General features: G+C 68.7%; 11 protein-coding genes and 1 pseudogene. 9 read left to right on the top strand and 3 right to left on the bottom strand.

Annotation, left to right across the window (positions count from 1 at the left end):
• The first annotated feature begins 27 nt into the window (after positions 1-27).
• The 6 genes from OG205_RS09640 to OG205_RS09615 all read left to right on the top strand — a co-directional run bounded on the left by OG205_RS09640 (position 28) and on the right by OG205_RS09615 (position 6,790).
• Positions 28-531 carry a universal stress protein gene (locus OG205_RS09640; RefSeq protein WP_319973743.1) on the top strand — a complete coding sequence of 168 codons (504 nt, stop codon included), beginning with the start codon at positions 28-30 and terminating at the stop codon, positions 529-531.
• A complete protein-coding gene (locus OG205_RS09635; protein WP_330275895.1) occupies positions 528-3,107 on the top strand; it encodes a bifunctional acetate--CoA ligase family protein/GNAT family N-acetyltransferase in 2,580 nt (859 codons plus the stop codon). Before OG205_RS09640 ends, OG205_RS09635 begins: the two co-directional genes overlap by 4 nt.
• 24 nt (positions 3,108-3,131) lie before the next feature.
• Positions 3,132-3,587: a universal stress protein gene (locus OG205_RS09630; RefSeq protein WP_319973741.1), complete on the top strand. Its 456-nt coding sequence runs from the start codon at positions 3,132-3,134 to the stop codon at positions 3,585-3,587.
• Between the two features lie 210 nt (positions 3,588-3,797).
• Positions 3,798-4,685 carry an ABC transporter ATP-binding protein gene (locus OG205_RS09625; RefSeq protein WP_330275894.1) on the top strand — a complete coding sequence of 296 codons (888 nt, stop codon included), beginning with the start codon at positions 3,798-3,800 and terminating at the stop codon, positions 4,683-4,685.
• A complete protein-coding gene (locus OG205_RS09620; RefSeq protein ID WP_330275893.1) occupies positions 4,682-6,268 on the top strand; it encodes an ABC transporter permease in 1,587 nt (528 codons plus the stop codon). Before OG205_RS09625 ends, OG205_RS09620 begins: the two co-directional genes overlap by 4 nt.
• Positions 6,269-6,487: 219 nt before the next feature.
• Entirely contained in the window at positions 6,488-6,790 is a 303-nt protein-coding gene (locus OG205_RS09615; RefSeq protein ID WP_330275892.1) for an HPF/RaiA family ribosome-associated protein, read from the top strand.
• Between the two features lie 5 nt (positions 6,791-6,795).
• Here the strand turns inward: OG205_RS09615 and OG205_RS09610 are convergent, their stop codons facing one another.
• Entirely contained in the window at positions 6,796-7,290 is a 495-nt protein-coding gene (locus OG205_RS09610) for a flavodoxin domain-containing protein (protein ID WP_319973737.1), read from the bottom strand.
• Positions 7,291-7,411: 121 nt separating this feature from the next.
• Between OG205_RS09610 and OG205_RS09605 the strand changes: the two are divergent.
• Positions 7,412-8,068: pseudogene (locus tag OG205_RS09605) on the top strand (DUF4389 domain-containing protein); the annotation flags it as partial.
• Between the two features lie 128 nt (positions 8,069-8,196).
• Here the strand turns inward: OG205_RS09605 and pflA are convergent.
• The gene (pflA, locus tag OG205_RS09600) at positions 8,197-8,928 is read right to left on the bottom strand and encodes a pyruvate formate-lyase-activating protein (RefSeq protein WP_319973736.1); all 732 of its coding nucleotides are present in this window, start codon (positions 8,926-8,928) and stop codon (positions 8,197-8,199) included.
• Positions 8,925-11,174: a formate C-acetyltransferase gene (gene pflB / locus OG205_RS09595; RefSeq protein WP_330275891.1), complete on the bottom strand. Its 2,250-nt coding sequence runs from the start codon at positions 11,172-11,174 to the stop codon at positions 8,925-8,927. Before pflB ends, pflA begins: the two co-directional genes overlap by 4 nt.
• A 257-nt stretch (positions 11,175-11,431) precedes the next feature.
• On the opposite strand from pflB, the gene OG205_RS09590 reads away from it, so the two are divergent.
• On the top strand, positions 11,432-12,823 hold the full coding sequence (locus OG205_RS09590) for an MBL fold metallo-hydrolase (RefSeq protein ID WP_330275890.1): 1,392 nt from the start codon (positions 11,432-11,434) through the stop codon (positions 12,821-12,823).
• Positions 12,820-13,395: a rhodanese-like domain-containing protein gene (locus OG205_RS09585; RefSeq protein WP_330275889.1), complete on the top strand. Its 576-nt coding sequence runs from the start codon at positions 12,820-12,822 to the stop codon at positions 13,393-13,395. Before OG205_RS09590 ends, OG205_RS09585 begins: the two co-directional genes overlap by 4 nt.
• The last annotated feature ends 1 nt before the right edge of the window (position 13,396 follow it).

Genomic DNA, 13,396 nt, shown 5'->3' with positions numbered 1-13,396 from the left:
ACCGCGTGGTTGGCGAGGCTGAAGTGCATGAGCGAGAACGAGTCCCGGCCCATCGCGGTCGGCGTGGACGGGTCACCTGCTGCACGAGCCGCGCTGCGATGGGCGGTGGGTGAAGCACAACGGCGTGGTTGCCGGGTCGACGCGATCGCTGTGTGGCGGTCGGACAGCGGCATCGTCATCGGTGCGCTGACCGCCGAGGTGGGCATGCAGCTCACCCGCGAGGCGATTCAGGCAGGCCACGACGCCATGCTCGAAGAGGCTGTCAACGGGCTGGAAGGCGCGGAGATCCGCCGGGTGCTCGTCGAGGGCGACCCGAGGACCGTGCTCACGGAGGCGTCCCAGGAGGCCGACCTGCTCGTCGTCGGCAACCGGGGGCACGGGCTGATCGCCGAGGCGATCCTGGGCTCGGTCAGCGCGTACTGCGTGCGCCACGCGTCATGTCCGGTGGTCGTGATCCGCGAGGCGAAGGCCGAGCCGGAGCCTTCGTCGATCAAGCCGGTCGTGCCGCTCACTCCGGGACCACTGCTGTGAACAGCCGATCCCTGCTCATCGATGGCACGGTCGTCACCGTCCGCGAGCTGGGGCCCTCGGACGTGTCGGAGTTGCTGCGGTTGCACCACTCGCTGCCGATCGAGGACCAGTACCTGAGGTTCTTCAGCACGTCGCCACGGCAGCTCGAGGACTTCGTGCAGCGGATGGTGTCACCGGACGAGCCGCAGCACGTCGTGATCGGCGCGCTGCACGGCGATCGGTTGATCGGTGCGGCGAGCTACGTCGTGGTCGACGACCCGAGGAGTGCCGAGGTCGCGCTGGTCGTGTCCCACACCGAGCAGGCCTACGGTGTCGGCACCCTGCTGCTCGAACACCTGTCCTCGCTGGCCCGCAGACAAGGCGTGCACGTGTTCACCGCGGAAGTGCTCACGATGAACTTCCGGATGTTGCGAGTGTTCACGAGCATGGGATTCGTCTGGACGGTCACGCCTGATGGCGACGTCGTTCACGTCGAGCTCGGACTCGATCCCGGCGAGTACTACCTCGACGCCGTGGCGGAACGGGAGACAGCCGCCGATGTCGCGAGCCTGACCCACGTGCTGCGCCCTGGTTCGATCGCGGTCGTCGGCGCCGGCCGCTCGCCGGACTCGGTGGGCAACGCCCTGCTGCGCAACCTGGTGGCGGCGAACTTCACCGGCGACCTGTACGCGGTGAACCCGCATGCGAAGTCGGTCGCGAACGTCGACTGCTACGCGTCGGTGAGCGAACTGCCGGAAGTGCCCGAGCTCGCCGTGCTGTGCGTGCCGGCGAAGGCCGTTCCCACAGTCGCAGAGGAGTGCGGCCGTCGGGGTGTTCGCGCGCTGGTCGTCATCTCGTCAGGCGTGGACGCCGAAGAACTCATGAACGCCGTACGGGCCCATGACATGCGGCTGGTCGGCCCGAACTGTCTCGGCGTGTCGACGAGTTCGCCCGGTGTGCGAATGAACGCGACGTTCTCCGCCCACAGCACCCTCGCCGGCGACATCGGGCTGGTCACGCAGTCCGGCGGGATCGCGATCGGCGTGCAGGAGGAGCTGCGGCGGCTCGGTCTCGGGCTGTCGAACCTGGTCTCGACCGGCGACAAGCTCGACATCAGCAGCAACGACCTGCTGATGTGGTGGGAGCAGGACCCGCAGACCCGCATCGTGGTGCTGTACCTGGAGTCCTTCGGCAACCCGCACAAGTTCTCCCGCCTGGCCCGCCGAGTCGCCCGGCACAAGCCGGTGCTCGCGATCCGGTCCGCCACCAGCGAGGCCGGGCAACGCGCCGCCGCGTCGCACACCGCCTCGACCGCCACACCGTCGGTGACCAGGGACGCGTTGTTCCGTCAGGCCGGCGTGATCGCGGTCGACAGCGTCCCGGAACTGACCGACGCGGTGATGGCGCTGAGCTGGCAACCGGTCCCGAGCGGACGGTCGGTCGCTGTGCTGAGCAACGCGGGCGGCCTGGGCGTACTGGCCGCGGATGCCTGCGAGCGCGAAGGGCTGAAGATGGCGGAACTCTCCGCTGACACGGTCGAGGCGCTGCGGACGTTGGTGCCAGTGACCGCGAGCGTGCACAACCCGGTCGACACCACCGCCGTCGTGGACGAGGCGACGTTCGCTCGTTGCCTGGACGTGATCGCCGTCGACCCGGCGGTCGACGCGGTGATCACGGTGACGGTGCCGACCGCGCTCGGTGACCCGACAGCAGGTGTACACCGCCTCAACGGCAAGCCGATCCTCGCCGTGCGCACAGGTCAGACGGAACGGCTCGCGGACAATGTGCCCTGCTATGCCGAACCCGCGCGGGCCGCAGCGGCTCTGGCGCGGCTCGCTGAGCGTGCGGACTGGCTGGCGCGGCCGAGAGAGTTCCCCGAACTCGACCGAATCGATCTGCCTGCGGCGCAGGCGATCGTAGGCGGGAGAGAGGACGGTTGGCTCGCCCCGGACGAGGTGGTGAAGCTGCTCAAGGCGTTCGGACTGCCCGTGCTCGGCGGGACGCTGGCCACGAACGCCGAGCACGCCATCGCGGCACAACAGGCTTACGACAGTCCGGTGGCGCTCAAGGCGGTGGCCGACGATCTGCTGCACAAGAGCAAGGGCGGCGGCGTCGAGTTGGGGATCGCTGATGCAGGCGGGGTAGCGGCGGCCTTCCGCGCGTTCCAGCAGCGATTCGGAGACCGTTTGCGCGGCGTGTTCGTACAGCCGATGGCCTCTGGCGGCCGCGAGTTGCTGGTGGGTGTCGCGGCCGACGAGAAGTTCGGGCCGCTCGTGGTCACCGGGCTCGGCGGCGTGGACACCGACCTGGTCAACGACCGCGCGGCCGCGCTCGCCCCGTTGTCCACAGTGGACGCCGACGATCTGTTGCACGGCTTCCGCGCGGCAGGTTCCGCCCTGGCGGGTACGAACGAGCCGGCCGTGCGTGAAGTGTTGCTGCGCGTCGCGGAACTCGCCGCCTCCTTGCCAGAGGTCGTCGAACTCGACATCAACCCGCTGCTCGTCTCGGACACGGGCTGCGTGGTCGTGGACGCACGGGTGCGCGTCACCCCGGCCTCACACAACGATCCATTCCTGCGGCAGTTGCGGACCAGCTGACAACCGACACGAGGAGACAGGGCCATGAGCACGACAACGAAGCCGATCGTGGTGGGCATCGACGGGACACCGGCATCGAGCCGGGCTCTTCATTGGGCGTTGGACGAGGCTGTGGTGCGTGGTTGCCCGTTGCACGTCGTGAACGCCTGGGCCCACGAGGCGCTCGCCGACTGGACGGAGACGACCGCACAGCAGGCGCAGGCCGAGTCGGAGGCGCTCGTCGAGTACGCGGTGCAGACCGCTTCGGCGGGACGCGCGGAATTGCCTGTGATCGTCCGGGAGAGCAGGCGGGGCAATGCGGCCGAGGTGCTGGAGCGGGTGTCGGAGGGCGCCGCGATGCTCGTGGTCGCGTCGCACACAGGGCACCGGCTGCGTCAGATCGTGCTCGGCTCGACCAGCATGCACTGCGTCCGCCACGCGCACGCTCCGATCGTCGTGATCCCGGTCGACGACCGTGAGCACGCGGAGCCCGCCCGATGAAGGCGGCGTGGTGAGCGCCGACGAACCAGGCGTTCTTGGCCAGCTTGAGCAGCCGAGTCCACAACACCACGAGAGTCTTGCTTCATCATCACTCCCCGGCTCGGCGTCAGCTTCTGCCGAACAGCTTGGAGCGGACAGGGACCTTGGATCGCGCGCGGTGGTGTCGCAAGCCCCTCTACCGCGGCGCAACGCATGCCTAGCTTCAGAATCATGACTACAGCCATCGCCATGTCCGGCGTGTGCAAGGCGTTCGGCCGGACCACCGCATTGGACGGACTGGACCTGACCGTGCGCGCCGGGGAGGTGCATGGGCTGCTCGGGCCCAACGGCGCGGGCAAGACGACAGCTCTGCGGGTGTTGCTGGGCCTGCTTCGCACAGACGGCGGGGAGGTCGAGCTGCTCGGCGGGGATCCGTGGCGCGACCTGGCCACCCTGCACCGGCGGCTGGCCTACGTGCCGGGCGACGTCACCTTGTGGCCCAACCTGACCGGCGGCGAGGTCATCGACCTGCTCGGCAGGTTGCGGGGCGGGATCGACGTCGGGCGCAAGCGCGCGCTGATCGAACGGTTCGAGTTCGATCCCACGAAGAAGAGCCGCGCCTACTCGTCGGGCAACCGTCAGAAGGTCGCGTTGATCGCCGCGCTCGCTGGCGACGCCGAGTTGTTGTTGCTCGACGAACCGACCGCAGGCCTGGATCCCTTGATGCAGGCTGTGTTCGAGAACTGCGTCGAGGAGGTGCGCGCCGAGGGACGCACGGTGCTGCTGAGCAGCCATGTGCTCGCCGAGGTGGAGAAGGTCTGCGACCGGGTCAGCATCATCCGCAACGGCAAGCTCGTCGAGAGCGGGTCGCTGGTGGAGCTGAGGCACCTCACCCGGACGTCCATCGACGTCGATCTCGTGAGCCCGCCGAACGGCCTGGTGTCGATGCCGGGCGTGCACGAGCCGGAGGTCACCGGCACGCGCCTGCGCTGTCAGGTCGACGCCGAACAGCTCGATGCCGTGCTCCGCGCGTTCAGCGTGCTCGGTGTGCGCACGCTGGAGTGCCGGCCGCCGACGCTCGAGCAGCTGTTCCTGCGCCAGTACGAGGTGAAGCGATGAACGCGCTCACGGGCACCGGGGTGTTGGTGCGGCTTGCGTTGCGACGCGACCGCGTGCTGCTGCCAGTGTGGATCACGGCGTTCTTGATGATGGCCGTGACGTCGGCGGCTGCGACGAAGGACCTGTTCCCGACGGTCGCGTCGATCGTGCAGGCGGCGTCGCTGATGAACGGCACGCCGGCGCTGGTCGCGGTGTACGGCCGGATCTTCGACCCGACGTCGCTCGGCGCCTTGGCGATGCTCAAGGCGATGGGAAGCGGTTCGGTTCTCGTCGCGATCTTCTCGATCATCGTGGTGGTCCGGCACACGCGCGCCGAGGAGGACGCGGGCAGGCTCGAACTCGTGGGATCCGGCGTGGTCGGCCGGTGGGCGCCGCTGACGGCCGCGCTGTCGGTCGCGATCGGGGCGGACGTGGTGCTGGGGCTCGTGACCGGGATCGCCGTGGCGTTGGCCGGACTGCCTGTTGCGGGCTCGCTGGCGTTCGGACTGGCCTGGGTGTGCGTCGGGCTCGTGTTCGCGTGCGTTGCTGCCGTGACGGTGCAGTTGGTGGCGAGCAAGCGCGCGGCGACCGGACTCGCGCTGGCCGTGCTGGGCCTTGCCTTCCTGCTGCGCGCGGTGGGGGACGTGACCGGCCCGAGGTGGCTGTCCTGGCTCTCGCCGCTCGCCTGGGCGCAGCAGCTTCGGCCGTACGAGGGTGATCGGTGGTGGATCGCAGGGATCGCGCTGGCGCTCGCGGCGGTCGTCGCCGCGGTGGCGTATCTCTTGGTCGCGCGGCGCGACCACGGCGCGGGCATGTTGCCCGACCGGCTCGGGCCCGCCGGCGCCTCGCGGTGGCTGCGAGGTCCGTTCTCGTTGGCTTGGCGGCTGCAGCGAGGTTCCTTGATCGGCTGGACGATCGGGTTCGTGCTGTACGGCCTGCTGGTGGGCAGCGTGGCGGGCAGCATCGGAGACATGGTCGGCAGCGCCGAGTCCCAGGAGATGTTCCGTGCGCTCGGCGGTGTCGAGGGTCTGACGGACGCGGTGTTCGCTGCCATGTTCGGGTTGCTGGGCGTGGTCGCGGCCGGCTACGGAGTGCAGGCGGCGATGCGGCTGCACGCCGAGGAGTCCGACCACCGAGCGGATCCCGTGCTCGTGGCGGGTGTGAGCCGGGCCCGCTGGGTGATGAGCCACGTCAGCGTCGCGCTCACCGGAACCGCGCTCCTGCTGGTCGGTGCCGGGCTGGCCGCCGGTGTGGTGCACGCGGTGCGGACAGGTGACGCGACGCAGGTCGGCCGGGTCTTCGCCGGCGCGGTGGTGGAAGTGCCCGCCGCGTGGGTGCTGACCGGCGTGGCGGTCGTGTTGTTCGGTGCCGCGCGGGCACTCGCGGGGGCGGGGTGGGCTGTGCTGGCGGTGTTCCTGCTGCTCGGAGACCTCGGTCCGGTGCTGAAGCTCGACCAGTGGCTGATGGACCTCTCACCGTTCACGCACGTGCCACATCTGCCAGGTGGAACCTTCGCCGCGATGCCGATGGCCTGGCTTGCGGTGAGCACGCTCCTGCTCACCGGCGCAGGGCTGATGGCGCTGCGGCGCAGAGACGTCGGCTGAACATCGAACTGAAGGCCACGGCCAGCGACGGGTCGGGGTGCATCGTGTCCCGCTCCTCTGCTCGGGGTTATACCTCCACGGTGCTCAGCGGATCGATCACGAACCAGGGCCGTGCGCGTACCGGAACCGGGCCACAGGTCCCGCTTCGCCGCGCTCTTTCGGCCCTGCCCGGCTGTGATCACTTCGAGCGAGAGTGCGTGCAGACTTCCAGGAGGACAGATGAAGCACGCCGGAGCAACGGAAATCGCCAACGTCGTCATCGACGCCGACGACCAGACACCGCAGGACGCCAGGCAGTACGCGCACGACAAGATCGCGTCGCTCGGCCGGTTCGCACCTGAACAGACCGCCTACGCACATGTCCGGGTCTCGCACTCGAGCCCGCGCACGGTGGCCGTGCACGCGAACCTCGACGTGAACGGCACATCAGTGGTCGCGCAGGCCGAGGCGGGCACGGCGACCGAGGCGATCGACGGGGTCCGCGATCACCTGCACCGCCAGTTGCTCAAGATGCACAACTGACGCCGTCAGCGCGCCGCGACCAACCGCTCGGCGATCATGTTCGCCCAGAGGGCGATCTTGTCCCAGTCGCGGAAGTCACCGGCCATCTCGCCGCGCGCCATCTTCTTGGCGATGAAGCCGACCGCGGTCTCGGGGGTGAGCCTGCCACCGAACGTGACGGGCTCGTCCGCGCCGATGCGGGCGGCGAGTTCCCGCACCACCTTTGGCGCCCTCTGCGGGGTCAGTTCCGCGCCGAGCGGACCGCTGTGGAACAGCCACACCGGTCGCCTGGAGAGCAGCTCCTCGTTGCGCTTCAGCAGCTTCACAGCTTCCCGGTGCCACCGTCCGGCGTAGAGGGCGCTGCCCACCACTATCGCCTTGTAGGGCGCGACCGACTGGACCAATGCGGCCTCCTGGACGGTCACCTCGTGGGCGGCCGAGCGGATGCGCTCAGCGATCGCCTCGGCGATTTCCCTGGTGGAACCCATCTTGGTCGCGTACGCGACGAGAATCTCTTCCATACCAACACGATCTAGCCGGATGCTCGGTCTCGACAGGGCACTTGTGCTCATCGGCGCAGGGCCGCGGGGTACTGACGGTGCTCGCGTGCGCGCGTGAGGGTGGACGTTGAAGGAGGCAACGATGACTACCGCTACCGCCGGTTATCCGGTGCACGTGCATGCGCGGCTCGAACCAGATCTGAGTCGCTGGCTATGGCTGCTGAAGTGGTTCCTCGCGATCCCGCACTACGTGGTGCTCGCGTTCCTGTGGCTGGGGTTCGTGGTGGTGAGCGTGATCGCGTTCTTCGCGATCCTGTTCACCGGCCGCTATCCCCGCATCCTGTTCGACTTCAACCTCGGCGTGCTGCGCTGGACGTGGCGTGTCTCCTGCTACAGCTACGGTGCGCTGGCCACAGACCGGTATCCGCCGTTCAGCCTCGGCGCTGAACCGGACTACCCGGCGACGCTCGACATCGCCTACCCCGAGCACCTGTCGCGCGGGCTGGTGCTGGTGAAGTGGTGGCTGCTCGCCATCCCGCACTACCTGATCGTCGCCGTGTTCGTCGGCGGGGGCAGCTATGTCGTGCACGAGTCGGTGCGGAACTCCACCGGCGGGCTCATCGGCCTGATGGTGCTCGTGGCGGGGATCGCGCTGTTGTTCACCGGCCGCTATCCCAAGGGGCTCTTCGACTTCGTGCTGGGCATGAACCGCTGGGCTCTGCGTGTGGGTGCCTATGCGGCGTTGATGACCGACGACTACCCGCCGTTCCGCTTCGACGCGGGTGGCGATGAGCCGAGCGCGGAATCATGAGGGTTCCGGCGAGGAGCGAGATCATCGCCGAAGCGCTCGCGGACGTCGAGGCGTCGAGCCGTTGACCGAGCCGGGCACCGCGTCGTGCGGTGCCCGGCATGCGCCGCCGAGTCGTGTCAGTGAACGGGAGCACCGCAGTCGGCGAACTGCTCGCGGACTCGCTGCACCAGTTCGGCATCCGGCGTGGGGACGTCCGCCAACGGGAACGGGATGCCGAGTGCCGTGTACTTCGAGGCGCCGAGTTTGTGGAACGGCAGCACTTCCACGCGTTCGACCGCGTCCAGGGTGCTGACGAAGGACGCGACGCCCGCGACGTTGTCCTCGGCGTCGGTGTGGCCGGGCACGAGGACGAACCTGATCCACATCGGCTTGCGCATCGCGGACAGCCGGCGGGCGAACTGCAGTGTCGGTGTGACCTCGCCGCCGGTGACGTGCCGGTAGGTGGCCGGATCCCAGGACTTGATGTCCAGCAGGACCAGATCGGTGTCGGCGAGGAGTTCCTCGGACGCCCGCGCGCCGAGGAAACCGGACGTGTCGAGCGCGGTGTGCAGGCTGAGTTGCTTGGCGCGATGGAACACGGCGGCGGTGAAGGCGGGTTGCAGCAGCGGTTCTCCGCCGGTGATGGTCAGTCCGCCGCCGGCGACCTCGATGAACCGCCGGTACTTCGCGACCTCCGTCATGACCTCGTCGACGGTCATGCGGTGGCCGTCGCGCATGTGCCAGGTGTCCGGGTTCTCGCAGTACAGGCAGCGCAGCGGGCACCCGCTCAGGAAGAGCACGAAGCGGGTGCCCGGGCCGTCGACCGCGGTCGAGACGTCCCACGAGTGGACTGAGCCGGTGATGGTCACAGCGACTCGTGGAACGTGCGGTTGATGACGTCGCGCTGCTGCTCGGGCGTGAGCCGGACGAAGTTCACCGCGTAACCGGAGACGCGGATGGTCAGCTGCGGGTGGTCTTCCGGGTGTGCCATGGCGTCGAGCAGGGTCTCGCGGTTGAGCACGTTGGCGTTGAGGTGGAACCCGCCCGCGTCGGTGTAGGCGTCCAGGACACCCGCAAGGTTGGTCACCTGCTCGTCCTCGGTGCGCCCCAGACCCGTCGGGGTGATGCTCGCGGTCAACGAGATTCCGTCCTGTGCCTGGTCGTAGGGCAGTTTCGCCACCGACAACGCCGCGGCGACGAGCCCGTGTTTGTCTCGCCCGTTCATCGGGTTCGCGCCGGGTGCGAACGGTTCGCCCGCGCGGCGGCCGTCCGGGGTGTTGCCGGTGTGCTTGCCGTAGACGACGTTCGAGGTGATGGTGAGCACCGACTGGGAGTGCACGGCGCCGCGGTGCGCGGGATACTGCCGCACCTTGCGCATGAAGTCCTCCACCAGTTCGACGGCGATCGCGTCGGCGCGGTCGTCGTTGTTGCCGTACTTCGGGAAGTCACCCTCGACGACGTAGTCGACCGCGAGGCCGGTCTCGTCGCGGATCACGCGCACGCGGGCGTACCTGATCGCCGACAGGCTGTCCGCCACCACCGACAAACCGGCGATGCCGCAGCCCAGCAGCCGCTGGACCGGGTGGTTGTGCAGCGCCATCTCGATGCGCTCGTAGGCGTACTTGTCGTGCATGTAGTGGATGACGTTGAGCGCTTCGACGTAGGTCTTCGCGAGCCAGTCGGTCATCCGGTCGAACGCCGCCCGCACCTCCTCGTGGTCGAGGTACTCCGAAGTGATCGGCGGGAACTCCGGCGCCACCTGCACGCCGCTGACCTCGTCGCGACCGCCGTTGATCGCGTAGAGCAGCGCCTTGGCGAGGTTGACCCGTGCACCGAACAGCTGCATCTGCTCGCCGACCCGCATGGCCGACACGCAGCACGCGATCGCGGTGTCGTCGCTGAACCTCGGCCGGATCAGATCGTCGTTCTCGTACTGGATCGAGCTGGTGTCGATGGACACCTTGGCGCAGAAACGCTTGAACCCGTCCGGCAGACGCGGTGACCACAGCACGGTGAGGTTTGGTTCCGGCGCTGGGCCGAGGGTGTAGAGGGTCTGCAGGAACCGGAAGCTCGTCCGCGTGACCAGCGGCCGTCCGTCGTCGCCCATGCCGCCGATGGATTCCGTGACCCAGGTCGGATCACCGGAGAACAGCTGGTCGTACTCCGGGGTGCGCAGGAACCGCACGATCCGCAGCTTGATGACCAGGTCGTCGACGAGCTCCTGCGCCTCGCGTTCGGTCAGCCGGCCCTCGTCGAGGTCGCGCTGCAGGTACACGTCCAGGAAGGTGGACGTGCGGCCCAACGACATCGCGGCGCCGTTCTGCTCCTTCACCGCGGCGAGGTAGGCGAAGTACAGCCACTGCACAGCTTCACGGCCTGTGGTGGCCGGGCCGGAGATGTCGTAGCCGTAGGACGCGGCCATGACCCGCAGTTCGTTGAGCGCCCGGATCTGCTCAGCCAGTTCTTCCCGGTCCCTGATGATGTCCTCTGTGGACACCATCTCGTCCAGCACCGCGCGTTCGGCCTTCTTCGCCGCGATCAGGCGGTCGACGCCGTAGAGCGGCACTCGGCGGTAGTCGCCGATGATCCGGCCACGCCCGTAGGCGTCCGGCAAACCGGTGATGATCCCCGCCTTACGAGCACGCAGGATCTCTGCGGTGTAGGCGTCGAACACGCCGTCGTTGTGAGTCTTGCGGTACTTGGTGAAGATCTCCTTGACGTGCGGGTCGAGCTCGTAGCCGTAGGTCGCAAGACTGGTCTCAACGATCCGCAGGCCGCCGGTGGGCATGATGGCGCGCTTGAGCGGTGCGTCGGTCTGCAGCCCGACGACCAGCTCCTGGTCGCGGTCGATGTAGCCCGGCGCATGTGCCGTGATCGACGACGGGGTGTTGGGATCGACGTCGTAGATCCCGCGAGCACGCTCGTCGACGAACATCTCCGTCAACCGATGCCACAACGCGGTCGTGCGTGGCGTTGGGCCGGACAGGAACGACGAATCGTCCTCGTACGGCGTGTAGTTGGCCTGGATGAAGCCGCGTACGTCGATCTCATCGCACCACGGCCCTTCGTCGAACCCGCGCCAGGCGGTGGTCAGGCGCTCCGCAGTAGCGGTCATCGCGCTCCTCCTCATCGGGTCGTCGATTCAAGGCTTCTCGGATCAGAGGTTGCGATGCAGAGCCTGCGGTCCCCGGCATCCAGGACCGAAGGTCCCTGGTTCGCGGGCGCCGCGCAGGTTCCACCGGCATACCCCCGGGGGTAGTGGTCGGAGAGTGGGAGGGCGACGTATGGTGGAGGCACAGGTACCCCCGGGGGTATGTGTCACCGATGGGGATTCCATTGGTTCTCAGATGAATGCGGCAGAAACGGATGATCATGACGACAGAAGTTGAGGTCGTGGCCACCTCGTCGTTGGGCGACCGGAGCTACCTGGCACACGACGGGCGGGTGGCGGTGGCGATCGATCCACAGCGCGACATCGACCGGGTGCTGGCTCTGGCGGGCCGGCTCGGGGTGCGGATCACGCACGTCGTGGAGACCCATCTGCACAACGACTACGTGTCCGGCGGACTGGCGCTGGCGAAGCTGACCGGCGCGGTGTACGCGGTGGCGGCGGCGGATGACGTCAGGTTCGACCGGTTACCGGTAAGCGATGGGGATGAGATCGTGCTGTCCGACCAGATGCGGCTGACCGTGGTGGCCACGCCAGGGCACACGTTCCATCACGTGTCGTACGTGCTGCACGGTGCGGACGGGCCGGTGGGGGTGTTCACCGGTGGTTCGCTGTTGTTCGGTACTACCGGCCGGACGGACCTGCTCGGCAAGCAGCACGCCGACACGCTGGCGCACCACCAGCATGCCTCTGTGCGCCGGCTCGCCGACCTGTTGCCGGACGGAGCGCAGGTGTGGCCGACCCATGGGTTCGGGAGCTTCTGCTCGGCCACCCAGTCGGACGCGCCCTCGTCGACGGTCGGCAGGGAGAAGAGGGCGAATCCCGCGCTGCGCCTCGAAGCCGGAGACTTCGTCGCCCAGATGCTGGCAGGGCTGGACGCCTATCCCGCGTACTACGCCCACATGGGCGTGCGCAATGCGGAGGGGGCTGAGCTGGCCGACCTCACGCCGGTACGGATCGCGGATCCCGCGGAGCTGCGCGGCCGGATCGATGCCCAGGAGTGGGTGGTGGATCTGCGCTCGCGCAAGGCTTTCGCCCACCGGCATCTGACCGGCACCCTGAGCTTCGGCCTCGACGGACCGATGTCCACCTGGCTGGGCTGGATGGCACCGTGGGGTGCGCCCATCACGCTTCTGGGCGAGTCCGCCGAGCAGGTGGCCGAGGCACAACGCGAGCTGGCACGAATCGGGATCGACCGGCCCGCTGCCGCGGCGACCGGTGCCCCGGAGCAGTGGGCGGACGAGGAGAGCAGGTTGGACGAGCTTGCCGTGGCGACGTTCGCGGACCTCGCCGCGGCACGGGCCGGGCAGTTGCCGCACGGGTTGCCTCCCGCCGACGTGCTGCTGGACGTCCGGATGGGCGGTGAATGGCAGCGGGGTCACCTGGACGGTGCGCTGCACATCCCGTTGCCCGACCTGCCGGAGCGGGTGGGTGACGTGCCCGCCGGTGTTGTGTGGGTGCACTGCCAGTCCGGCTATCGGGCGTCCATCGCGGCGAGTGTTCTCGCCCGCGCGGGTCGCGCGGTGGTGCACCTCGATGACGACTTCGACACCGCGCGCAGCGCCGGCCTGGTCGTGGCGGGAGAGCAGCGGTGAGCGCTCCGGTGACGCTGGACGTCGCGGAACTCCGGCAGTTGGTCGCGTCTGGAACCGGCCCACGGCTCATCGACGTGCGCACGCCCGGTGAGTTCGAGGTCGCGCACATTCCAGGCGCCTACAACGTGCCGCTGGACCTGCTGCAGGAGCACCGCGACGAGCTGCGCCACCACCTGGACGAACAGGTGGTGCTGATCTGCCGGTCCGGGCAACGGGCTGGACAGGCCGAGCAGGCGCTGTCCGCCGCCGGGCTGCCCAACCTCCGCCTGCTGGCCGGAGGGATGACCGCGTGGCAGGCCGAGGGCGGCCCGGTGCGAAACGGGAAGCCGCGCTGGGACCTCGAACGCCAGGTCCGGCTGGTGGCGGGCGCGATCGTGCTCGCTGCGGTGCTGGTGGGGTGGTTCGCCCCGCCAGTCACGTGGCTCGCGGGCCTGGTCGGTGCCGGGCTGGTCGTGGCCGCGCTGAGCAACACCTGTGCGCTGGGCATGCTGCTCGCGAAGTTGCCTTACAACCGCGGTCCTCGCACGACCGTCGGGGCCGTGGTCTCCGCGCTGGGCGACGGGAGAGGGTGAG

Origin of the sequence: Lentzea sp. NBC_00516 (assembly GCF_036346835.1) — a bacterium.
GTDB lineage: Bacteria > Actinomycetota > Actinomycetes > Mycobacteriales > Pseudonocardiaceae > Lentzea > Lentzea sokolovensis.
Note: the sequence above shows the minus strand (reverse complement) of the source record. Positions and strands in the feature narration are given on the sequence as shown.